Origin of the sequence: Nonomuraea sp. NPDC047897, assembly GCF_043204415.1 — a bacterium.
Taxonomy (GTDB): domain Bacteria; phylum Actinomycetota; class Actinomycetes; order Streptosporangiales; family Streptosporangiaceae; genus Nonomuraea.
This window is the reverse complement of sequence record NZ_JBIDCC010000001.1, coordinates 526,204-546,794: the sequence shown is the minus strand read 5'-3', so window position 1 is coordinate 546,794 and position 20,591 is coordinate 526,204. Positions and strand designations below refer to the sequence as shown.

Genomic DNA, 20,591 nt, shown 5'->3' with positions numbered 1-20,591 from the left:
TCACGAAGGGCGGAGGGCCCGGCCGGGGGTCGCCCCGGTCGGCTCGCCACCGGCCAGCACCCGTGTTCCCGACACCAGCACGTCGTCCACCCCGGTCGCCAGGGCGCGGGGAGCGGTGTACGTCGCCCGGTCGGCCACCATCGCCGGGTCGAACACCACGACGTCCGCCGCGAACCCCGGCCGCAGCAGCCCGCGGTCGGCCAGCCCGAAGCGGCGCGCCGGGTGGGAGGCCAGGTGCACGATCGCCTGCTCCCACGTCCAGTCGCCCAGCTCGCGCACATGCCGGCCGAGGAACCGGGCGAAGGCCCCGAACCCCCGCGGATGCGGATGGCCGCCGACGTAGATGCCGTCGGAGCCGCCGGTCTGGGCGGGGTGGCGGAGCATGCGGCGGACGGACTCCTCCCCCTCGGGTCCCTCGTCGGGGCGGGCGAGCACGCAGCCTGCCTCCAGGCGCGTCTCGATGAGCAGGCGGCGGCAGAACTCGGCCGGGCGGACGCCGGCCCGCTCGGCCGCCTCGACCACGCCGAGCCCTTCGGCCCAGGCGAGACCCGGCGCGTGGGAGATCGTCAGCCGCGGCCACGTCTCCTCCAGGCCGGGCCACCAGGCGTCGAGCTCGCCGGAGGCGAGCATCTCCAGCGCCCGGTCCGGCTCGGCGCCGGGGACGTCGGGCGGCAGCACGACCATCGCCAGGATGGTGCTGCCGCGCAGGTAGGGGTAGGTGTCGAAGGTCAGGTCGACGTCGCGGCCGAGCGCCTCCTCCACCAGCGGCAGCAGCACGCCGGCCGGCCCGTGCAGGTGGGAGACGTGGACGGCCGCGCCGGACCGGACCCCGATCTCGGCCGCCTCCGTCATGCCGGCCGCGGCGCCGTCGCCGTAGGCGCGCATGTGGGTCACGTACGGCAGGCCGGCGAGCGCGAGCGGCTCGCAGAGCGCGGCCAGCTCCGCCGCCGAGGCGTAGCGGCCGGGCAGGTACTCCAGGCCGCTCGACAGGCCCACGGCGCCGTCCACCAGGCCCCGTTCGACGTGGGCGCGCATGCGGGCGAGGTCGTCCGGCGCGGCGGCGCCGGGGGACGGGCCCATGACGTCGTAGCGGACGGTCCCGTGCGGGACGAGGTAGGCGGTGTTGACCGCGACGGCCCGGTCGTAGCAGTCGAGCAGTGCCCCCACCGTCAGCGGCCCGTCGATCGGGGGCGCGCCGTTGACGGCCGCGAAGTAGCGGGAGGCGTAGGCGACGGTGGCGGCCGAGCCGGGGGCGAAGGACAGCCCGTCCTGGCCGAGCACGAAGGTGGTCACCCCCTGGCGCAGCGCCGCCTGCTGCACCATCGGGTCGAACACGGCGGCGTCGCCGTGCGCGTGGCAGTCGACGAACCCGGGCGCCACCAACCGTCCGTCCGCGTCGATCACGGTGCCGGCCCGGGCGCCGTCGAGCCGGCCCACCGCCGCGACGCGGTCGCCGCTGACGGCCAGGTCGGCCCGGTACGGCGGGGCGCCGGTGCCGTCGAGCACCCGGCCCCCGCTGATGATCACGTCGAATGCCACCCAAGGATTAAACCCGATCGAGCGCCCGTTCGGGCCCGATGCCGGCGGCCCGCCGCCGCGCCGGATGCGAAGGCCGCGGGGCCCGGCTTCACGGCGGCGGCACTCTGGAGCGCGGCCATCGCGATGGGCTGATACCTACCTGACCACATCACGGCGGATGCACCACCCTCTCCAGCGCGATCCCGGTCACCGTCCTAGTCTGGTGCGGCCCCCGCGGACACGCACGGACCTTCCCCGACCTACGAGGAGCCCACCGTATGAGCGACGAGTCGACGACGATCGACCTCACGACGCTGCTGCGCACGCTGCAGGTCTTCCCCGAACACCTGCCCGCCTTCGACGTCGACCGGGCGCCGGACCATCCGGTGCGGCTGTTCGTCGAGTGGCTCACGCAAGCCGTGGACGACAAGGTCAGCTCGCCGCACGCCATGAGCCTGGCCACCGCCGACGCCGCAGGCCGCCCGTCGACGCGTGTGCTGATCTGCAAGAACGTGGACGACGAAGGCCGCTGGTACTTCGCCACCAGCGCCACCAGCGCCAAAGGCCGCGACCTGGCCGCCAACCCGCACGCCGCGCTGACCTTCTACTGGCCGCAGGTCGGCCGGCAGATCCGCGTCCGCGGGCCCGTCGCCTCCGCCGGACCCGAGGCCGGAGCCGCGGACTTCCTGGCCCGGCCCGAGGGCTCACGCGCCGAAGCGCTCATCGGCCGCCAGTCCCAGCCCCTGGACGACCCCGCCGACCTCGACGAGGCGTTCCGCCGGGCCAAGGCCGCGATCGAAGCCGACCCCGGCCTGGTGTCCCCGACGTGGACGCTGTACGCCCTCACCGCCCACGAGGTCGAGTTCTGGCAGGCCGACCACGACCGCCGGCACACCCGCCTGTGCTACCGGCGTGACGGGCAGGCGTGGTCGCGTCAGCGGCTGTGGCCCTGACCTCCGGTACCTACCTGCTCGCTCAGGTTGCCGAAGGCGATCTTCCGGGCGAGGCGGTGGCGCGATTCCCGCACGGCAGCTGCATGCGGGCGGCTTCCTCCGGCGGCGACCGCCACCGCAGCCGCCCCCCGCTCGGGCCTGAGCGTGGCTTCGGCCGCGGACGTGCCGCTATCGTGCCCTTTGCGATGGGAGACACCACGAGGCTCGCAGGCCGCTACCGGCTGCTGAACCCCCTGGGCGGGGGCTCCGTGCGGCTGGCCTTCGACGAGACGGCGCACCGCGACGTCGCGGTGCGCGAGCTGCGGCTGCCGCCCGAGTCGCGCGACGCCGCGGTGCGTGACGCCCGGCTGGCGGCCGGGCTGCGGCATCCATGCGTCGTCCCGGTGCTCGACGTGGTGGTCGAGGGCGGCGTTCCGTGGCTGGTGATGGAGTTCGTCTCGGGCGCCGCGCTGGAGCGGACCGTGGCGGCGCGCGGGCCGCTGCCGCCCCTGCAGGCCGCCAGGGTGGGGGTGGGCGTGCTGGCCGCCGTGCTCACCGCGCACGCCGCCGGGCTCGTGCACGGGCGGGTCAACCCGGGCAACGTGCTGCTGACCACGACGGGACGGGCGCTGCTGACGGGTTTCGGGCTGCCTCAGGCGGGGCTGCGGCCCTCGGCCGACCTGTGGTCGCTGGCGGCCACCCTGCACTTCGCCGTCGAGGGCCGGCCGCCCGGCTCCGTGCCGGCCGCGGGCACCGACCCGCTGCGGGCGCTGGTCAGGGCCATGCTCGATCCGCTGGGGCCGCCGCCGGTCGAGACGGTGGCGGAGACGCTCGACCGGCTCGCGGTGGAGCGTTCCCTGGACGAGGTGCTCGCCGTGTCGGGGCCGTTGTCGCCGGCGCGGGCGGCCGCCGTCGGGCTGGCCGTTCTGGACCAGTTGGCCGCCGCGCACGCCCGTGGGGAGCGCCACGGCGCCGTCCACCCGTCCAGCGTCCTCGTCCCCGACGTCCTTCCCGCCGGCGAAGCTGGCCCTCGGGGTGCGGCGGGCCCCGCGGGTGCGGCGGCGTGGCTGGTGCCGGCGCGGGTGGCGGGTCCGGCCGCGCCCGCCTTCCGGGCCCCCGAGGGGGTGCCGAGCCCGGCGGCCGACCTGTGGGCGCTCGGGGCGACGCTGTTCGCCGCCGTGGAAGGCCACCCGCCCGCTCCGGGAGCGCCACTCACGAGGGCCGGGGCGCTGGCTCCCGTGCTGTTCCGGCTGCTGTCGGGCGACCCCGCCCGGCGCGGCGACCCCGCCGGCCTCCGCGAGGACCTGCGCGCGGTCGCCGTCCCGGCCTGACCGCCAGGTCCCGGTTTTGCGATACATCGCGAACGGAACCGCGACGGTGCTCCCACTCGTTGGACGGGGGACGCACAATGTGGGAGAGGCGGGGCGTGCGCTCCGCGTTGGAGGAAGAGGATGTCGCCAGTCCAGAAGTACGCCATCGGCGCCGGCGCCGCGGTGCTGCTGTCCTTGATCTTCTTGCCGGGATGGGTCACCCTGCTGGTCGTCCTCGGCGTGGTCGCCGCCCCGGTGGTCGGGTACATGATGCTGGACCCGTCGCAGCGGGCGCGGCTCAAGCGGGCCCGCAAGCGCGGCATCGGCCACTGAGCCCGGTGCGGCGGCGGCGCGGCGGGCGGCTCAGGCGCCCGCCGCCGCCAGCTCCGCCCGCACCTTCTGGGTCACCCGGTGCTCCACGAAGAACGACAGGAACGGCACGGTGCCGCCGAGCATGATGCCCAGCATGTACGGCCAGGACCAGCGCCCCTTCATGCCGAGGTTCATCACGGCGACCAGGTAGACCATGTAGAAGAAGCCGTGGATGGGCGCGGTGATCTTCGACAGGTCCGGGTTGCCGAAGCCGTACCTGAGCACCATCGCCACGCAGAGGACGAGCAGCATCACGCCGACGATGTAGGCGAGCACCCGGAAGGGTTTGAGAGCCGATTCCACCGATTAACCTTCCAGCACCATCTGAGGTGATTGACGACGGTCCCGATCCGCGCGAACGCCGTCGCGCACGAAGTGGAACCACATGAACACGGCGAACCCGGCGAAAATCCACCAGTTGGCGGCGTAGGCCAGGTTACGCCAGGTCAGAGTGCCGCCGACGACCGGCGGTGAGACCCGCACCGGGGTGAGCCCGCCCGAGGCCTCCTGGGCGACCACGTAGCCGGCGCGGACCTGCTCGCCGTTCCACAGGTTGAGCAGCTCGCCCGTGGACACGGTCTGCACCTGCCCCTCGGGCAGCCCCTCGGCCCGCCGCTGCACGCTGTCGGTGCCCTGCTGCGGGCGCAGCCTCCCGGACAGCGCGACCCTGCCCTCGGGCACAACGGTGGCCGGATCGCCGGCCTCGGCCACCCAGCCCCGGACGACCGGCAGCAGCGTGCCGTCGTCGAGCCGGAGCGGTGTGAGCACCCAGTAGCCCTTGCCGCGGGCGACGTTGCCGCCGGGCGCGTCGACGTCGGGCACCCGGTCGGCGACCAGGAGCTGACGCTGCGCGTCGTAGACGCCCTCGGCGGTGACCCGGCGTCCCACCGCCTCGCCCCCGAGTTGGGCGCCGACGGGGGCGAGCGCGGTGACCGCGACGGGCGCGGGGTCGGCGGACGCCTGCGGCCTGCCGGAGTCCTGGAAGACGCCGAGCTGCCAGCGGCCGAGCAGGATGAAGGCGATGACGACCCCGATCGTCAGCAGATGCAGCCCCAGCATGCGGGGTGAGAGCAGGGTCCTCAACATGCTTCAAAGCTATCCGGCGACCCGGCCGGTCCCCTAATCAGCCCACCTGCCGATCACGGTAAAAGGCGCATATGTCGCAGGCGATCCCGCTAGGCTGCTCCTCATGTCTGAGCACATCGATCCCGCGGGCAACACCCAGGCGTTCCGCGCGTTCGCGCAGGGGGCCGAGCAGGAACCGGCGCCCAAGAAGTCGCCCCTCGTCCCGATCATCGCCGTCGTCGCCGCCCTCGTGGTCATCGGCCTGGCGGTCTTCGTGGTCCTCCGCTGACGGCGTTCCCCCACAGCGGTCCCTGACGGCGCCGACGGTCGAGGCCCTCGGCGCTTTCGGCGTGCCCGGGGGCAGGCGGGGCCATACCGTCACCGGCTCGGCCTGACCACCATGGCGCTGCCGCCGCCGCGCCGGGTGGGCTCGGCCACGGCCTGGACCCTGGTCCGGCTCAGGAACTCAAGCGCGGTGGCCGCCCCGAGCTCCGGCGCCACCGCGAAGGCGTGCCCGCGGGCCTCCAGCTCGGCCCGATGGGCGTCGAGGAACGCCTGCTCGGCCTGGGTCTGGGCGCTGTTGCGCTGGGAGGCGCGGGGCGCGGCCAGCGCCTCGGGCAGGCTCATACCCCACTCGTAACGGTTCATCAGGATCTGCAGCACAGTCGTGATGATCGTCGCGCCGCCGGGCGAACCGACGGCGAGCACCGGCCGGCCGTCGTCGAAGACGATCGTCGGCGCCATCGACGAGCGCGGCCGCTTGCCGGGGCCGGGCAGGTTGGGGTCGCCGGGGGCGGGGCCGAAGGTGAAGTCGGTCAGCTCGTTGTTCAGCAGGAAGCCGCGCCCGGGGACCACGATGCCGTTGCCGCCGGTGGACTCGATCGTCAGGTTGTAGGCGACGACGTTGCCCCACCGGTCGGCCACGACCAGGTGCGTGGTCTCCGGCCCCTCGGCCGCGGTCGGCGTGGCCGTGCCGGTCGGGCGCTCGCACGGCCCGTAGCGGCCGTCGGGGTCGCCGGGCGCGGCCGGATGCGCCATGGCGCGGTCGCCGACGAGGCAGGCGCGTTCCTTGGCGAAGCCGTCGGACAGCAGCTCCTTCAGCGGCACGCGCGGCACGTCGGCGACGTACCTGTTGCGGTCGGCGAAGGCCAGGCGGGACGCCTCCAGGTATTCGTGCAGGCCCGCCTGGGGCAGCGCGCCGAGGATGTTGAGCGCCTCCCCCACGGTCGAGCCGCCGGAGGACGGGGGCGCCATGCCGTACACCCGGAGCCCCTGGTAGTCGACACGGGTCGGCTCGCGCAGCGGCGCCCGGTAGGCGCGCAGGTCGGACAGCTCCATCAGGCCGGGCCTGACCTTGCGGGTCGCCCCGGGCGTGACCGGCGGGCGCTTGACCGTGGCGACGATCTCGCGGCCGAGCTGCCCGCCGTACAGCCAGCCGGGTCCGCGTCCGGCGAGCTCCCGGTAGGTGGCGGCCAGCTCGGGGTTCCTGAAGACGGAGCCGACGGCGGGCGGCGCCCCGCCCGGCAGGTACAGCTTCGCGGTGGAGGTGAAGTCCTTGAACCTCGCCTCGTTCTGCTTCGTCTGGTCCACGAACGTCTGGTCGACCACGAACCCCTCGGCCGCCACCTTGATGGCGGGCTGCAGAGCCTGCCGCAGCGAGATCGTGCCGAACCTGCGCAGGGCCACGTCCCACTGCGCGACCGCGCCGGGCACGCCCGCCGACAGGCCGCTGGTGACACCCTCCTCGAACGGGACGCCCTCGAACGAGGTGGACGTCATGGCCTTCGGCGCGGTCTCGCGGCCGTCGATGGTGTGCACCTCGCGGTCGCGGGCGTCGTAGTAGACGATGAAGCCGCCGCCCGCCAGGCCGGCCGAGTACGGCTCGGTGACGCCTAGCACGGCGCCGGCGGCGACTGCGGCGTCGATGGCGTTGCCGCCCTTCTTGAGCACGGCGATCGCGGCCTTGCTGGCATCGAGGTCGACGGTGGCGACAGCGCCTCCGTACCCCTCGGCGACAGGGACCTTCCGCGGCGCCCACCGGCCGTCGCCGTCCGCCGCGGCGGCGGCGGCGGACGTGACGGTGGCGGGCGTGACGGTGGCGGCCAGCGTGACGAGGACTGCTGCGGGAACGAGCACACGGCGCATGGTGTCCACCCTGACTCAGGTACGCCGATTGCGGTAGGGCCCCCTGCTACGCACGGCTGACGCGGGCGCCGGGCGGATGCCCTACCGTGGGCGGCGTGCGGGCTAAGTCAGGCTATGACCTGGTTCTGGCGGTGAGCGTCGCCGTCGCGCAGATCGTGCTGTCCATGGGGGCCGCGTACGGGCAGAGCAGCCGGGAGGAGCTGGATGCACCGGCGTTCGCGCTGCTGACGGCGGGGCCGGCCGCGCTGGCGTTCCGCCGGAGACGTCCCGTTGTCGCATCGGCCGTCGCCCTGCTGGTGACGTACGTGTACACGTGGCTCGACTACCCCCTCGGACCGGTCTACCTGGCCCCGGTCATCGTGCTGTCCACCCTGGTCCTGGACGGGCGGCGGCGGGCGGCGTGGGTGCTGGCGGCGGTCACCTGGGCGGTGTTCCTCGCCTACGGCGCCGTGGGCGACGGCGGGGCGCCCGCCGGCATCTTCCACGACCTGGCCATCACCGCGTTCATCCTGCTCGTCATGGTGGTGGCGGAGCTGGCCTCGATCGTCCGCGAGCGGCGCGCGCAGCAGCAGCGCGCGGTCGCGGAGGAGATGCGGCGCCAGGCCAGCGAGGAACGGCTGACCATGGCCCAGGAGTTGCACGACGTGCTCGCGCACAACATCTCGCTCATCCACGTCCAGGCCGCGACCGCGCTGCACCTCATCGACGACCATCCCGAGCAGGCCCGCACCGCCCTCGCCACCATCAAGGGCGCCTCCAAGGATGTGCTCGGCGAGATGCGCTCCGTCCTGAACGTCCTGCGCGACGGCGCCCCCCGCTCCCCCACGGCCGGCCTCGACCGGCTCGACGAGCTGGCCGAGCGCTGCGGCCTCGACGTGACGCTGGACCGCCAGGCCTCCCGGCCGTTGTCCCCCCAGGTGGAGCGGGCCGCCTACCGCATCGTCCAGGAATCGCTCACCAACGCCGCCCGGCACGCCCCCGGCGCCAAGGTGCGGGTCCTGCTGGCGTACGGGCCGCGCGAGCTGGCCGTCCAGGTCACCGACACCGGCCCGACGACGCCGGCCGTCCTGGCCGGGCAGGGCGGCGGCAACGGCATCCCCGGCATGCGCGAACGCGCCTCCGCCCTGGGCGGCACGCTGCTCGCCGGGCCGGTGGGCGCCGGGTTCCAGGTGTCGGCCCGGCTGCCCCTCCCCGAGGAGACCACATGATCAACGTCCTGCTGGCCGACGACCAGGCCCTGGTCCGCGCGGGTTTCCGCGCCCTGCTCGACGCCCAGCCCGACATGACCGTGGTCGCCGAGGCGGGCGACGGCGCCGAGGCGGTGCGCCTGTCCCGCGAGCTGGAACCGCACGTGGTGCTCATGGACATCCGCATGCCCGGCACCGACGGCCTCACCGCGACCCGGCAGATGCCCGACGGGCCGCGCGTCATCATCCTGACCACGTTCGAGCTCGACGAGTACGTCTTCGAGGCGCTGCGCGGCGGCGCCAGCGGCTTCCTCGTCAAGGACACCGAGCCGGCCGAGCTCATCCAGGCGGTCCGCGTGGTGGCGGCCGGCGAGGCCCTGCTGTCCCCGAGCGTGACCCGCCGGCTCATCGCCGAGTACGCCTCCCGCGCCAAGGAGCCCCTGGAGGCCGGCCGCCTGGCGCAGCTCACCGAGCGCGAGCGCGAGGTGCTGACCCTGGTCGGCGCGGGCCTGACCAACGACGAGATCGCGGCCCGGCTCTTCATGTCACCGGCCACGGCCAAGACCCACGTGAGCCGGGCCATGGCCAAGCTGCACGCCCGCGACCGCGCCCAGCTCGTCGTCTTCGCCTACGAGTCGGGCCTCGTCCGCCCCGGCTGGCACTGACGAACCGCTAACCAAATTCCAGTTAGCCTAAGCGGATTCTGGCTAAGTGGCCGATCTACGTGCGGTCGCCGCCGAGGCAGGCGCCCATCTCGTGGACCTCGACGGCATGTACGGAGTCGGGCAGGCCTGACGGCGGTGCGCGGGAAACCCGTTGAGCGGCGGCGGAAGGCGCTGGGAGGCTGGCGGCATGGGACGTTCGTTCGAGGCTCTGGTCGCGGAGGCGCAGGCCGCGCCGGTCAACGGGTGGGACTTCTCCTGGCTCGACGGCCGCGCGAGCGAGGAGCGCCCGTCGTGGGGCTACGCGCGGCTGCTCGGCGACCGGATGGCCGGCGCGACGGCCGCTCTCGACATCCAGACCGGCGGCGGGGAGATCCTGGCCGGCCTGCCGAGGCTGGCGCCGGTGACGGTCGCCACCGAGTCGTGGCCGCCCAACCTCAGGCTGGCGGCGGCCCGGCTGCGAGCGCAGGGGGCGGCGGTCGTGGCCGACGACGAGGAGCCTCGCCTACCGTTCCGTACGGGCGCGTTCGACCTGGTGACGAGCCGGCACCCGGTGGAGACGTGGTGGGCGGAGATCGCCCGCGTGCTGCGGCCCGGCGGCGTCTACTTCTCCCAGCAGGTGGGGCCGCGCAGCGTGTTCGAGCTGGCCGAGTTCTTCCTGGGCCCGCTCGACGGCTCCGCCCGCGACCCGGAGCGGGCCAGGGCCGAGGCCGAGGCGGCCGGGCTCACCGTGACCGACCTGCGGGCCGAGCGGCTGCGGATGGAGTTCCACGACGTCGGCGCGGTGATCTACTTCCTGCGCAAGGTGATCTGGATCGTGCCGGGCTTCTCCGTCGGCCGCCACCTCCGGCGGCTGTGCGACCTGCACCAGCTCATCGAGGCCAGAGGTCCGTTCGTGGCCCACTCCAGCAGGTTCCTCATCGAGGCGCGGGCCTGACGGGCAGCACCGGACCGGCGCCGAACGCGTCCACGCAGAGCTGGACGAACCATCCCAGGCCCGGCAGCAGGAGCAGCCAGCCGCACAGGGCCCAGCCGAGGTGGACGTGGGTCAGCGCGCGGGCGAGTGCCGCCACACCCTCGGCCGTGCCGCCGCCGGCCGTCTCGTAGGTGATTCGGGTCAGCTCCCGGGGGTGGTCCTGCGCGGCGGCGATCCGCAGCGCGACGGGCGAGCGCCGCTCGAACCAGCGCCCCACGGCGGCGCACCGCCCGCATCCGGCGCGGACGTACAGGGTGGCGGGCAGGGTGGCGGGCAGGGTGGCGGGCAGGGTGGCGGGCGGCGTCACGGGGCGCAGGCGGGGCAGCCACGGCCGGACCGCCCGCCGGTAGGCGTGCCACTCCGCGCCGAAGCGGCCGGCCAGTTGCTCGCCCTCGTGCCAGGCCGCCAGGCCCGCCCCGTAGGCGAACGAGATCCCCGCGGCGGCCAGGAAGACCGGGTCGAGCGTGGCCAGCACCAGGTAGCCGGCGGTCATCGCCACCTGCATCGGGTTGCGCACGTACGCGTACGGCCCGCCGGTCACCAGCCGCCGCGGCGGATCGTACGGCAGCGGCGTGCCCCCGCCGCGCACCGCGAACTCGCGGACGGCGGCCAGGCCGAGCACCGTCGGCACGGCCAGCACCTGCGCGACGACGGCGAGCATCCAGGCCGGCTGCCGCCACACCTCCGTCACGAGCACCGGCAGCGCCAGCCCGAACCCGCCCGCGAGCAGCACCTGGACGCCGGCCCGGGCCGGCAGCGCCTGTCCGGCCCGCGTCCACCGCGCCACGAGCAGGCCGGGGACGAGGGAACAGGCGACGGCCAGCGACTCCCCGGCGAGCCAGCCGGGGCCGAGCACGACCACCGGCTCGGCGAGCGGCATCAGCGCGAGGTCCAGCCAGGCGAGCACGGCGGCGGTCAGCGGCACGGGGGCCCGCGGCGCGGCCAGGGCGGGGACCGCGCCCCACAGCAGTGCCCAGCCGAGCAGCAGGTCCACCGGCATCCCGTGGGCGACGCCGCCCCGCGCGTGGAAGCTCCACCATCCCGTCTCAAGCGCCAGCGCGTTCACCGCGGCGAGGGTGAGCAGGTTCCAGCCGGTGGCCAGCAGCGCGGCGGCGACGCCTCGCTCGCCCGGCCGGCGCGCCGCCGCCGCGACCACCACGGCGAGCAGGGGGATCATCAGCGCCACCCCTCTGATCAGCGCGGCGCTCATCGGGTGAACGTCTCCGCGAGGTATCCGGCCGCCTGGCCGGCTCCGTACGCCTGGATCGGCCCGAAGTACCAGGCGGGGTCGAACGTCCTGCGGTAGCGCAGCGAGACCGTCAGCTCGGCGTCCGTCCAGGCGAACCGGGCCTCGCGCAGCTCCAGCCAGCGCGCCAGCGTGGTGTCCGCCACCACCTCGAACACCACCGATCCGGGCGCGCGCTGCTTGACCCGCAGCGTCATGGAGCGGGGCTCCGGGCGGGCGCCGATGCCGAGCGACCGGCGCGGGGTGAAGGTGATGTGCCGGACCGCGCCCACCTGGAGCCCCTGGCCCTCGGCCGTCACGGGTACGGGGAAGCCGGCCCGCAGGAACGCCGACCGGAACGGCCCGAACGGCGGCGCTCCGGCCAGCGCCCGCTCGACCTCCGCCGCCCCGGCGGTGGCGCGGACGGCGCTGACGGTGGTGTCACGGGGCAGCGAGGTCGCCTCCGTGGCCCCTTCGGACACCATGACGACAAGCAGCGGTGCGATGAGCAGGTGGGCTCCTCGGCCGTTCTGCCGTGTCCGCGTCCAGTCGATGAGCAGTCCGAAGGCGAGGCCGAGCAGGTAGAACAGCGGGGCGGCCACGACGAGGCAGACGACGCCCTCCCCCAGCAGCGGCCCGGACAGCGCGAGCCCGATGGTGATCACGGCCATGATCAGGCCGGTGGCGCTCTTCGGCCGGGCGGTCAGCGCCACGGTGATCGCGATGACGGCCGGGATGCCCACGTAGAACGCCGCCGTCTGCTCCAGTTGGCCGGCGTGCAGCACCCGGTAGGCGAGGAACGCCGCGAACAGGGCCGCCAGCACGGCCGCGAGCAGGCGGCGGGCCCGGCGCTGGTGGCGGGGATCGGGTTCGGTGGTCATGCGCACCTCTTGATCGATCGGTTTAATCACTTGATTAAACCGTATGCTTAGCCTGATCCGATCGACAAGGGGCGGACGACCATGACGAAGCAGGCGGGGACGGAGACGCGCGAGCGGCTGATCGAGGCGGCCGCCGAGACGCTGCGCACGGAGGGCTACGCCGGCACCAGCGCACGGACCATCGCCCGGGCGGCCGGGGTCAACTCAGCGCTGGTCTTCTACCACTTCGGCGGCGTGGACCCGCTGCTGCTCGCGGCGCTCGACCGCTCCTCCGAACAGCGGATGGCCACCTACCGGCAGGCCGTGGCCGGCGCCCGCACGCTGGAGGAACTCGTGGCCGTCGCCACCGAGATCTACCGCGCCGACCTGGAGGGCGGACACATCACGCTCTTCTCCGAGCTGGTGGGCGCCGGCATCGCCCGGCCCGAGCTGCGCGCGGAGATCGTCAAACGCTCGGAGCCGTGGATCGACTTCGTCGAACAGACCCTCGACCGGGTCATCGGCGGCTCGCCGCTGGCCAAGCTGCTGCCGCCGCGCGACCTGGCCTACGCCGCGATCACGTACTACCTGGGCGTCAACCTGTTCACCCACCTCGACGCCGACCGCTCGCGCACCGAGGCGCTGTTCACGCTGGCCGAACGGCTCGCGCCGCGGGCCAAGCTGCTCACGATGCGGCTGCCGCGGCGTCGCGGCGAGACGACTGCGACATGAACGGCACCGCGGGGTGAAGAGACTGTAACTGGTCGTATCCGGTCGGCCCCGTTACGTTTCCGCGTGAGGACGTCTCTGGAGAGGTCCGCTTCGGAGCGGGGGTCGAGGATGCGGCGCATCAGGCAAGGCGGCTGTGAGGGGTGCCGGCGTGACCGGCCGGAGCCCGCCCGGTGAGCGCGTCGGGGGTGGCCGGGCTGCTGGCCACCGGCCTGGCCGCCGGGTTCGTGGCCGGCAGCGCCTCGTGCACGGCGGTGCAGGGCGGCCTGCTCGCGGGGCTGGCGCGCGGGCGCGGCGGGCGGGAGGCCGGCGGGCGGCGGTGGGCGGTCGGCTGGTTCCTGGCCGGGCGGCTGGCCGCGTACACGGCCGCGGGGGCGCTGCTCGGGCTGGCCGGCGAGGCGGTCACGCTCGGCCCCACGACGCGGGCGGCGCTGCTCGTGGCGGCGGGCGTCCTGGTCGTCGCGTTCGCCGTCCGGCTGCTGCGCAGCTCGGACGCGAGCCACACGGACACGAGCCACACGGACACGAGCCACACGGACACGAGCCACACGGACACCGACTGCACACACACCGACCGCATGGACGCCGGTGGCGCGGACGCCGGGTGCGCGCGGGAGGGCGGGTGCGCGCGGGAGGGCGGAGCCACGGCGCGGCTGGGGGCGTGGCTGGGCGCGCGGCCCACCGGCCCCGCGCTGCTGGGAGCGGCGACCGTGCTGGTGCCGTGCGGGGTGACGCTGAGCATGGAGATGGTCGCCGTCACCAGCCACTCGGCGGTCGGCGGCGCGGCGGTGCTGGCGGGGTTCGTGGTCGGCGGCTCGCCGGCGTTCGCCCTGCTGGGATACGCGCTGCGGCGGCTGTCGCGGACCCGCGTCGCCCGGCTGTCGGGCGTCGCCGCCCTCGCGGCCGGGCTGTGGACGGCGGGCGCGGGGCTCAACCTGGGCGGCTGGCTGCCGCGCTCCACCCCACCGGCCGCCGCCGTCACCGGGCCGGGCTCCGCGCTGCCGCCCGCCGTCACGATCTGGGCGCTGCGCGACGGCTACCGGCCCGGCTACGCGCGGCTGCCGGCGGGCGTGCCCGTCGAGATCGACTTCCGGCCGGTCGAGCGGGGGTGCACCGGCACGGTCACCATCGCCGGGCGGGACGTCGCCCTGCCCGCCACGGTCCGGCTGCCCCCGCAGCCGCCCGGCACCCTCAGGTACGTCTGCGGCATGGGCATGTACACCGGCTTTCTCAACTTCTCCTAGCCTCTCGGCGATTACGCTCCGCGTCCACGCGTTCACATGCCACTCTGTGCGCATGGCGTGGTGGCAAGGTGAGGTGGCGGCGGCGACCGTTCCGGCGCCACGGGTCGGCGACGAACCCGAGCTGCTGGCGGCCGCGCAGGCCGGTGACCCGCAGGCGGCGCACCGGCTCGGCCGGTTGTGCGCGCAGCGGGGCGACCGTTCGGGGGCCCGGCGCTGGTGGGAGCGGGCGGCGCTGGCCGGCAACGTCGACAGCGCCTTCAACCTCGGCATCTGGCACGAGAAGCACGGCACCCTGGAGGAGTCCGTCTCCTGGTACGAGCGGGCGGCCGGCACCGGCGACACCGAGGCGGCGGTCAACCTCGCCACGCTGCTGCTGGAGCAGCGCGGCGACCCGGCGACCGCGCGGGGCTGGTTCGAGAGCGCGGCGCGCGCCGGGTCCCGGGTCGCGGCCCGCAGGCTGGCGCTGATGTGCGAGGACGCGGGCGAGACACCCGTGGCGCGCGAGTGGCATCGCCGGGCGGCCGCGGACGGCGACACCTCCTCCGCCCACGACCTCGGCTTCCTGGCGTACTCGGCCGGCGAGGAGGAGGAGACCGTGCGCTGGTGGGAGTGCGCCACCCGCGGCGGGCACGTCGAGGCGGCCTACCATCTCGGTCTGCTGCTGCAGGCCGGCCGCGATCCCGAGAGCGCCGAGACGTACTTCCGGCTGGCCGCCAGGAGCGAGCATCCCGGCGCCGCCTCGCAGCTCGGCGGCATCGCGCTCGCCCATGCCGACCTGCGCACGGCCCGCGCCTGGTTCGAGCGGGCGGCCGGCGCGGGGCGGCTGGCCGACCAGCGGATGGCCGGGTTCGTCTGCGTGGAGCTGGGCGACGCGACGGGGGCCAGTCACTGGTTCGGCCGGGCGGCTGCCAGTGGCGACCCGGAGGCGATGTTCAACTTCGGGCTGCTCATCATCGCCGAGTACGGCGACCTGGCCAGGGGCCGGCACTGGTTCCGGCTGGCGGCGCTCGGCGGTCACCACCGGGCCGCCGTCGAGCTGGGCGGTCTGCTCAGCGCGGCCGGGGAGCACGCCGAGGCGCAGCGGTGGCTCACCGACCCGCCGCCGCCCGGCTGGGACCGGGCCGCCGAGCCGGAGCTGGCCGCGCGGGCCGAGCTGGCCGCGGCCGCGACCGGCCGCCGGGGCGGTGTCGCGCTGGCCGTGCCCGAGCTGGCGGAGCTGCTCGGCACCTGGGACCTGGTGACCCGGCCGCTGCACGACCACGCCGACGTCGTCGGCTGGCTGGTCGAACGCAGCGGCCTGCACGCGAGCGCGGTCGAGTACCTCGCCTCGGTGCGAGGGACGCTGATCAGGCCGGGCAACTCGCCGTGGCCCAGCCCGGGCGAGATCGACCACGTCCTGGCCACCGCCCGTGAGCTGCGCCGACGTCTGGGCGTCCGTTAGGGCAGCGGGTCAGGCGGCGAGGATGTCGGCCACCGGCGTGACCGGCAGGCCCAGCGCCTGCCCGACCGGCACGTTGGTGAGCAGCCCGCCGTGCGTGTTGAGGCCGCCCGCGAGCCCGGCGTCCGCCCGCAGCGCGTCGCGCCAGCCCAGGTCGGCCAGCTTGACCGCGTACGGCAGTGTCGCGTTCGTCAGCGCGTACGTGGAGGTGTTGGCCACCGAGCCCGGCATGTTCGCCACGCAGTAGAAGACCGAGCCGTGCACCGTGTAGGTCGGGTCGGCGTGCGTGGTGGGACGCGAGTCCTCGAAGCAGCCGCCCTGGTCGATGGCGATGTCGACGAGCACCGAGCCCGGCTTCATGCGCGAGACCAGCTCGTTGGAGACCAGCGTGGGCGCCTTGGCGCCGGGGATGAGCACCGCGCCGATCACGAGGTCGGCCTGGAGGACCTCCCGCTCGATCGCGTAGGAGGTGGACACCAGCGTCTTGAGCCGGCCCTGGTAGACGGCGTCGATGAAGCGCAGCCGGTCGACGTTGGTGTCGAGGACGGTCACGTCGGCGCCCATGCCGACGGCGATCTGCGCCGCGTTGAGGCCGGACACGCCGCCGCCGATGACGACCACCTTGGCCGGCGCCACGCCGGGCACGCCGCCCGGCAGGACGCCGCGCCCGCCGTTGAACCGCATCAGGTTGTACGCCCCGACCTGCGGCGCCAGTCGGCCTGCCACCTCCGACATGGGCGCGAGCAGCGGCAGCGCGTTGCCCACCTGGACGGTCTCGTAGGCGATGCCCGTCGTCCTCGCGCCGAGCAGCGCCTCGGTGCACGGGCGGGAGGCCGCCAGGTGCAGGTAGGTGAACAGGACGAGCCCCTCGCGCAGGCGGTGGTACTCCTCCGCGATCGGCTCCTTGACCTTGAGCACCATGTCCGCCTCGCCCCACACGGCGTCGGCGCTGTCGAGGATCTTCGCGCCCGCCGAGAGGAACTCCTCGTCGGTGATGTGCGAGCCGAGGCCCGCGCCCCGCTGGACGATGACGTCGTGGCCGTGGCGCACCAGCTCGTGCACTCCCGCCGGTGTGGCGGCCACGCGGTATTCGTGGTTCTTGACCTCGGCAGGCACGCCGATCTTCATCGTTTGGGTCCTTTCGGCAACCGGTGGGGGTGTTACAGGCGAGCCCACGCTTGGGTGAGCACGGTACGGAGAATCGACCCGATCTCCTCGATCTCCTGGGGACCCGCGACCAGCGGCGGCGCCAGCTGGATGACGGGGTCGCCCCGGTCGTCGGCGCGGCAGTAGAGCCCCGCGTCGAACAGCGCCTTGGACAGGAAGCCGCGCAGCAGCCGCTCCGACTCCTCGGCGGTGAACGTCTCCTTGGTGGTCCTGTCCTTGACCAGCTCGATGCCCCAGAAGTAGCCGGCGCCGCGCACGTCGCCGACGATGGGCAGGTCGCGCAGCCCGTCGAGCGTGGCCTGGAACAGCGGCTCGTTCTTGGTGACGTGGCCGAGCAGGTCCTCGCGCTCGAAGATGTCGAGGTTGGCCAGCGCCACGGCGGCGGAGACGGGGTGGCCGCCGAAGGTGTAGCCGTGGGCGAACATCTCCTCGCCGCTCTTGAACGGCTCGAACAGCCGCTCGTGCGCGATCATGGCGCCGATGGGCGAGTAGCCGCTGGTCATGCCCTTGGCGCAGGTGATGATGTCGGGGACGTAGTCGTACTTCTCGCCGCCGAACATCGTGCCGAGGCGGCCGAAGGCGCAGATGACCTCGTCGGAGACGAGCAGCACGTCGTACTCGTCGCAGATCTCGCGCAGCCGCCGCCAGTAGCCGGCGGGCGGCGGGAAGCAGCCGCCGGCGTTCTGCACCGGCTCGGCGAAGACGGCGGCCACCGTCTCCGGGCCCTCCATCTCGATGGCGCGGGCCACCCGGTCGGCGGCCCAGACGCCGTACTCCTCGGGCGTCATGCCCTTGACGCCGGTGATCTCGTCGGCGCGGTAGTGGTTGGTGTTGGGCACGCGGATGGACCCGGGCACGAGCGGCTCGAACATCTGCTTGAACGCCGGGATGCCGGTGATCGACAGGGCGCCCTGCGGGGTGCCGTGGTAGGCGATGTGGCGGCTGACGACCTTGTGCTTGAGCGGCTTGCCGGTGAGCTTGAAGTACTGCTTGGCGAGCTTCCAGGCGGACTCGACCGCCTCGCCTCCGCCGGTGGTGAAGAACACCCGGTTGAGGTCGCCCGGCGCGAGCGCCGCGAGCCGGTCGGCCAGCTCGGCCGCCTTGGGGTGCGCGTAGGACCACAGCGGGAAGAAGGCCAGCTCCTGGGCCTGCTTGGCGGCGGCCTCGGCCAGCTCGCTGCGGCCGTGGCCCGCCTGCACCACGAACAGCCCGGCCAGGCCGTCGAGGTAGCGCTTGCCGTGGATGTCGTAGATGTAGGACCCCTCACCGCGGACGATGGTCGGGATCTCGGCCTGCTGGTAGGAGCTGTGCCTGGTGAAGTGCAACCACAGGTGGTCGTGCGCGGCCTTGAGAATGTCGGTGTCCGGCTGCGTCATGTCTATCGTCCCTCGTGTCTGGCCTTCCCCCAGTCTGCATGTTCCCCCACGGCTTTGCCAAGGAATACGTCGCGACACTATGCAAGAAATCAGGTATCCGCAGAACCGCCATGTAACGGGCACGAAATCCGCAGTAGGTTGGCCACCAGGTCATATGGCTTTCCCACCTTGCGTGGACGTCTGTGATCCAATGAGACGCTAACTACCGAGAACGACCCGGGGGACCGACCCGTGACTCCTGACCAGATCGAGAGCGCTGTCGCCGCGGCGATGCCTCAGGCCACCGAGGAACTGCGGCGGCTGGCCGCCATCCCCTCCGTGGCCTTTCCCGGCCACCCGGAGGAACCCGTCTACGCCGCCGCGGCCATGGTCGAGGACCTGCTGCGCAGCACCGGGCTGGCGCGCGTCCAGCAGGTGCCCGTCGAGGGCAGCTTCCCCGCCGTGTACGGCGAGGCGCCCGCCCCTCCCGGCGCGCCCACCGTGCTGCTCTACGCGCACTACGACGTGCAGCCCGCCGGTGACCCCGCCGCCTGGCGCACGCCGCCGTTCGAGCCCACGCTGATCGACGGCCAGCTGTACGGCCGGGGCACCGCCGACGACAAGTCGGGCATCATCTCCCACATCACGGCGCTGCGCGCCTTCCAGGGCCGGCTGCCGGTCGGCGTCAAGGTCCTCATCGAGGGCCAGGAGGAGTACGCCGGCGAGCGGCTGGAGGCGTTCGTCGAGCGGAACCCCGAGCTGCTGCGGGCCGACGCCATCGTGGTGGCCGACACCGGCAACCCGCGCGTCGGCGACCCCGCCGTGACCACCTCGCTGCGCGGCATGGCCGCGTTCACCGTCGAGGTCCGCACGCTGCGCGAGCCCGTGCACAGCGGCTCGTTCGGCGGGGCCGCACCCGACGCGCTCGCCGCGCTGATGCGCATGCTGACCTCGCTGCACGACGACAACGGCGACATCCGCGTCCCCGGCCTGCCGCGCGGAACGTTCCTGGGGCAGGGACCGTCGGAGGAGGAGTTCAGGAAGACGGCCGGGGTGCTGGACGGGGTGTCCCTGGTCGGCTCCGGCTCACTGGCCGACCGCCTGTGGTCGTCGTACGCCATCACGGTGACGGGCCTGGACGTGCCCACGGTCTCCGGGGCGATCAACGCGGTGCAGCCGCTGGCCCGGGCCCGCGTCACGGTCCGGGTCCCTCCGGCCGGCGACCCGAAGACGACGGTCAACGCCGTGGTCGAGTTCCTGCGGCAGGTGACGCCGTGGGGCGTGCAGGTCGAGTTCGGCGACTTCACGGTGGGTGCGGGGTTCCAGGCCGACTCGGGCGGCAAGGCCCGGTCGGCGCTCAACCGCGCGATGGAGCGCGCCTTCGGCCGCCCGCCGCGCGACGTCGGCGCCGGCGGCTCGATCCCGCTGGTCAGCACCCTGCTCAAGCAGTTCCCGGCGGCGGAGATCCTGCTGTTCGGCGCCGAGGACGAGGACGCCGCCATCCACGCGCCGAACGAGCGCGTCGACCTGGAGGAGCTGCGCCGCACCGCCACCGCGGAGGCGCTCTTCCTGCGCGAGCTGAGCCTCCCCTCGGCCCTCGGCGTCTGACGCCGGCCGGGCCCCGCGGGAGGCGGCTTCCCGCGGGGTCAGGCGACGGGTTCGAGGACCACGCAGCAGTTGTCCGGGCAGGGCCGCAGCCGGGGGGCGAACCGGCCGGCCGCGTCCAGGCCGTCGAGGTAGCCGCGGGCCAGGGCTGCGTTCATCGAGCAGACCAGCCCGGCGTTGACCGAGCGCATCCGCTGGAACGGGCAGTTGGTCAGCAGCACGGTCCGGCCGTCGGCCGCCGGCTCGTAGCCGAGCTGGACGAGCAGGGGCCAGAGGGCGTCGGGGCCGGACTGCTCGGCCGCCAGCCGCCGGCCCCACAGTTCGGCCGCCCGTTCGGCGGCTTGGCCGAACGTCTCGGGTGGCTCGTGTTCCTGCGCGGCCCGCAGCAGGATCTCGGCGAGCAGCTCATAGCGCCGTGGCGGCACCGAGGCGCTCAGCTCGCGCCGCGTGGCCTGGTAGCGCTGGGCGGGCCGGCCGCGGCGGCCGGTGCCGGCCGGCTCGGTGACGACGGTGACGAGGCCCGCCTGCTCGAGTTTTTCCAGGTGGAAGGTCACGAGGGTGCGCCCCATGCCGAGGGCGTGGCAGATCTCCTGCCGGGTGTGCGGCCGGGGCGCGCCGGTCAGCAACGCGTGGATGCGCGCCCGCTGCGGCTCGGCCAGCAGGCCGAGCGCTTCGAGGTCTTCCGGCAGGGCGCCCATGGCTCCACGGTAGCCGAACCCGCTATTTATGCCAATGACCGTTGACTAAAATCGGGTGGCAGCGGAATAGTGAGCACAGGAGTTGGCGAAAATCGCCGCGGCC

At 74.1% G+C, this 20,591-nt stretch carries 20 protein-coding genes; 11 read left to right on the top strand and 9 right to left on the bottom strand.

Translation table 11 applies throughout. From position 1 onward, the window contains the following. Window positions 1-1,539, bottom strand: coding sequence for an amidohydrolase family protein (locus ACGF0J_RS02475; RefSeq protein WP_393141550.1), 1,539 nt, complete (start codon window positions 1,537-1,539; stop codon window positions 1-3). A 257-nt stretch (window positions 1,540-1,796) separates the two neighbouring features. Here ACGF0J_RS02475 and ACGF0J_RS02470 point away from each other — a divergent pair, with 257 nt between their 5' ends. The 3 genes from ACGF0J_RS02470 (at window position 1,797) to ACGF0J_RS02460 (ending at window position 4,093) form a co-directional block, all read left to right on the top strand. Beyond that, the gene (locus tag ACGF0J_RS02470) at window positions 1,797-2,471 is read left to right on the top strand and encodes a pyridoxal 5'-phosphate synthase (protein ID WP_393141548.1); all 675 of its coding nucleotides are present in this window, start codon (window positions 1,797-1,799) and stop codon (window positions 2,469-2,471) included. A 185-nt stretch (window positions 2,472-2,656) separates the two neighbouring features. Beyond that, a complete protein-coding gene (locus ACGF0J_RS02465) occupies window positions 2,657-3,781 on the top strand; it encodes a protein kinase (RefSeq protein WP_393141546.1) in 1,125 nt (374 codons plus the stop codon). Between the two features lie 120 nt (window positions 3,782-3,901). Further along, entirely contained in the window at window positions 3,902-4,093 is a 192-nt protein-coding gene (locus ACGF0J_RS02460) for a hypothetical protein (RefSeq protein WP_393141544.1), read from the top strand. A gap of 30 nt (window positions 4,094-4,123) precedes the next feature. Here the strand turns inward: ACGF0J_RS02460 and ACGF0J_RS02455 are convergent, their stop codons facing one another. Both ACGF0J_RS02455 and ACGF0J_RS02450 read right to left on the bottom strand, forming a co-directional pair. Then, window positions 4,124-4,435 (bottom strand): DUF3817 domain-containing protein, encoded by a 312-nt coding sequence (locus tag ACGF0J_RS02455; RefSeq protein ID WP_393141542.1) that lies wholly within the window; start codon window positions 4,433-4,435, stop codon window positions 4,124-4,126. A 3-nt stretch (window positions 4,436-4,438) separates the two neighbouring features. Next, window positions 4,439-5,218 (bottom strand): SURF1 family protein, encoded by a 780-nt coding sequence (locus tag ACGF0J_RS02450; protein WP_393141540.1) that lies wholly within the window; start codon window positions 5,216-5,218, stop codon window positions 4,439-4,441. Between the two features lie 103 nt (window positions 5,219-5,321). On the opposite strand from ACGF0J_RS02450, the gene ACGF0J_RS02445 reads away from it, so the two are divergent. After that, window positions 5,322-5,486: a hypothetical protein gene (locus ACGF0J_RS02445; protein WP_393141538.1), complete on the top strand. Its 165-nt coding sequence runs from the start codon at window positions 5,322-5,324 to the stop codon at window positions 5,484-5,486. A gap of 89 nt (window positions 5,487-5,575) precedes the next feature. On the opposite strand, the gene ggt is transcribed toward ACGF0J_RS02445, so the two are convergent. Beyond that, window positions 5,576-7,342 (bottom strand): gamma-glutamyltransferase, encoded by a 1,767-nt coding sequence (gene ggt, locus ACGF0J_RS02440; protein WP_393141536.1) that lies wholly within the window; start codon window positions 7,340-7,342, stop codon window positions 5,576-5,578. Between the two features lie 95 nt (window positions 7,343-7,437). Between ggt and ACGF0J_RS02435 the strand changes: the two genes are divergently transcribed. From ACGF0J_RS02435 to ACGF0J_RS02425, 3 genes are all read left to right on the top strand, one after another. Further along, complete coding sequence (locus tag ACGF0J_RS02435; RefSeq protein WP_393141534.1) at window positions 7,438-8,550, top strand: sensor histidine kinase; 1,113 nt, start codon at window positions 7,438-7,440, stop codon at window positions 8,548-8,550. Beyond that, window positions 8,547-9,194: a response regulator gene (locus ACGF0J_RS02430; protein WP_393141532.1), complete on the top strand. Its 648-nt coding sequence runs from the start codon at window positions 8,547-8,549 to the stop codon at window positions 9,192-9,194. The genes ACGF0J_RS02435 and ACGF0J_RS02430 overlap by 4 nt, the downstream gene beginning before the upstream one ends. Before the next feature lie 187 nt (window positions 9,195-9,381). Next, on the top strand, window positions 9,382-10,128 hold the full coding sequence (locus ACGF0J_RS02425; RefSeq protein WP_393141530.1) for a class I SAM-dependent methyltransferase: 747 nt from the start codon (window positions 9,382-9,384) through the stop codon (window positions 10,126-10,128). Here the strand turns inward: ACGF0J_RS02425 and ACGF0J_RS02420 are convergent. After that, complete coding sequence (locus tag ACGF0J_RS02420) at window positions 10,109-11,377, bottom strand: methyltransferase family protein (protein ID WP_393141528.1); 1,269 nt, start codon at window positions 11,375-11,377, stop codon at window positions 10,109-10,111. The two genes, ACGF0J_RS02425 and ACGF0J_RS02420, sit on opposite strands and share 20 nt — an antisense overlap. After that, entirely contained in the window at window positions 11,374-12,273 is a 900-nt protein-coding gene (locus ACGF0J_RS02415; RefSeq protein WP_393141526.1) for a hypothetical protein, read from the bottom strand. The genes ACGF0J_RS02420 and ACGF0J_RS02415 overlap by 4 nt, the downstream gene beginning before the upstream one ends. Before the next feature lie 81 nt (window positions 12,274-12,354). Here ACGF0J_RS02415 and ACGF0J_RS02410 point away from each other — a divergent pair, with 81 nt between their 5' ends. The 3 genes from ACGF0J_RS02410 to ACGF0J_RS02400 all read left to right on the top strand — a co-directional run bounded on the left by ACGF0J_RS02410 (window position 12,355) and on the right by ACGF0J_RS02400 (window position 15,666). Continuing rightward, the gene (locus ACGF0J_RS02410) at window positions 12,355-12,984 is read left to right on the top strand and encodes a TetR/AcrR family transcriptional regulator (protein ID WP_393141524.1); all 630 of its coding nucleotides are present in this window, start codon (window positions 12,355-12,357) and stop codon (window positions 12,982-12,984) included. A 170-nt stretch (window positions 12,985-13,154) separates the two neighbouring features. Beyond that, on the top strand, window positions 13,155-14,225 hold the full coding sequence (locus ACGF0J_RS02405) for a sulfite exporter TauE/SafE family protein (RefSeq protein WP_393141522.1): 1,071 nt from the start codon (window positions 13,155-13,157) through the stop codon (window positions 14,223-14,225). Between the two features lie 52 nt (window positions 14,226-14,277). After that, window positions 14,278-15,666 carry a tetratricopeptide repeat protein gene (locus tag ACGF0J_RS02400; RefSeq protein WP_393141520.1) on the top strand — a complete coding sequence of 463 codons (1,389 nt, stop codon included), beginning with the start codon at window positions 14,278-14,280 and terminating at the stop codon, window positions 15,664-15,666. Between the two features lie 9 nt (window positions 15,667-15,675). Here ACGF0J_RS02400 and ald read toward each other — a convergent pair whose 3' ends face one another. Both ald and ACGF0J_RS02390 read right to left on the bottom strand, forming a co-directional pair. Continuing rightward, a complete protein-coding gene (gene ald / locus ACGF0J_RS02395) occupies window positions 15,676-16,791 on the bottom strand; it encodes an alanine dehydrogenase (RefSeq protein WP_393141518.1) in 1,116 nt (371 codons plus the stop codon). A 32-nt stretch (window positions 16,792-16,823) separates the two neighbouring features. Next, a complete protein-coding gene (locus ACGF0J_RS02390; RefSeq protein ID WP_393141516.1) occupies window positions 16,824-18,206 on the bottom strand; it encodes an aspartate aminotransferase family protein in 1,383 nt (460 codons plus the stop codon). A 231-nt stretch (window positions 18,207-18,437) separates the two neighbouring features. Between ACGF0J_RS02390 and ACGF0J_RS02385 the strand changes: the two genes are divergently transcribed. Next, window positions 18,438-19,793, top strand: coding sequence for a dipeptidase (locus ACGF0J_RS02385; RefSeq protein WP_393141514.1), 1,356 nt, complete (start codon window positions 18,438-18,440; stop codon window positions 19,791-19,793). Between the two features lie 38 nt (window positions 19,794-19,831). On the opposite strand, the gene ACGF0J_RS02380 is transcribed toward ACGF0J_RS02385, so the two are convergent. Beyond that, window positions 19,832-20,488, bottom strand: a complete 657-nt coding sequence (locus ACGF0J_RS02380) for a helix-turn-helix transcriptional regulator (RefSeq protein ID WP_393141512.1) — start codon at window positions 20,486-20,488, stop codon at window positions 19,832-19,834. Window positions 20,489-20,591: the final 103 nt, after the last annotated feature.

Coding starts and splice junctions, on each gene's coding strand:
- ACGF0J_RS02470 (WP_393141548.1), top strand. CDS start 1,797: ATGAGCGACGAGTCGACGACGATCGACCTCACGACGCTGCTGCGCACG.
- ACGF0J_RS02465 (WP_393141546.1), top strand. CDS start 2,657: ATGGGAGACACCACGAGGCTCGCAGGCCGCTACCGGCTGCTGAACCCC.
- ACGF0J_RS02460 (WP_393141544.1), top strand. CDS start 3,902: ATGTCGCCAGTCCAGAAGTACGCCATCGGCGCCGGCGCCGCGGTGCTG.
- ACGF0J_RS02450 (WP_393141540.1), bottom strand. CDS start 5,218: ATGTTGAGGACCCTGCTCTCACCCCGCATGCTGGGGCTGCATCTGCTG.
- ACGF0J_RS02445 (WP_393141538.1), top strand. CDS start 5,322: ATGTCTGAGCACATCGATCCCGCGGGCAACACCCAGGCGTTCCGCGCG.
- ggt (WP_393141536.1), bottom strand. CDS start 7,342: ATGCGCCGTGTGCTCGTTCCCGCAGCAGTCCTCGTCACGCTGGCCGCC.
- ACGF0J_RS02430 (WP_393141532.1), top strand. CDS start 8,547: ATGATCAACGTCCTGCTGGCCGACGACCAGGCCCTGGTCCGCGCGGGT.
- ACGF0J_RS02425 (WP_393141530.1), top strand. CDS start 9,382: ATGGGACGTTCGTTCGAGGCTCTGGTCGCGGAGGCGCAGGCCGCGCCG.
- ACGF0J_RS02420 (WP_393141528.1), bottom strand. CDS start 11,377: ATGAGCGCCGCGCTGATCAGAGGGGTGGCGCTGATGATCCCCCTGCTC.
- ACGF0J_RS02415 (WP_393141526.1), bottom strand. CDS start 12,273: ATGACCACCGAACCCGATCCCCGCCACCAGCGCCGGGCCCGCCGCCTG.
- ACGF0J_RS02410 (WP_393141524.1), top strand. CDS start 12,355: ATGACGAAGCAGGCGGGGACGGAGACGCGCGAGCGGCTGATCGAGGCG.
- ACGF0J_RS02400 (WP_393141520.1), top strand. CDS start 14,278: ATGGCGTGGTGGCAAGGTGAGGTGGCGGCGGCGACCGTTCCGGCGCCA.
- ald (WP_393141518.1), bottom strand. CDS start 16,791: ATGAAGATCGGCGTGCCTGCCGAGGTCAAGAACCACGAATACCGCGTG.
- ACGF0J_RS02390 (WP_393141516.1), bottom strand. CDS start 18,206: ATGACGCAGCCGGACACCGACATTCTCAAGGCCGCGCACGACCACCTG.
- ACGF0J_RS02380 (WP_393141512.1), bottom strand. CDS start 20,488: ATGGGCGCCCTGCCGGAAGACCTCGAAGCGCTCGGCCTGCTGGCCGAG.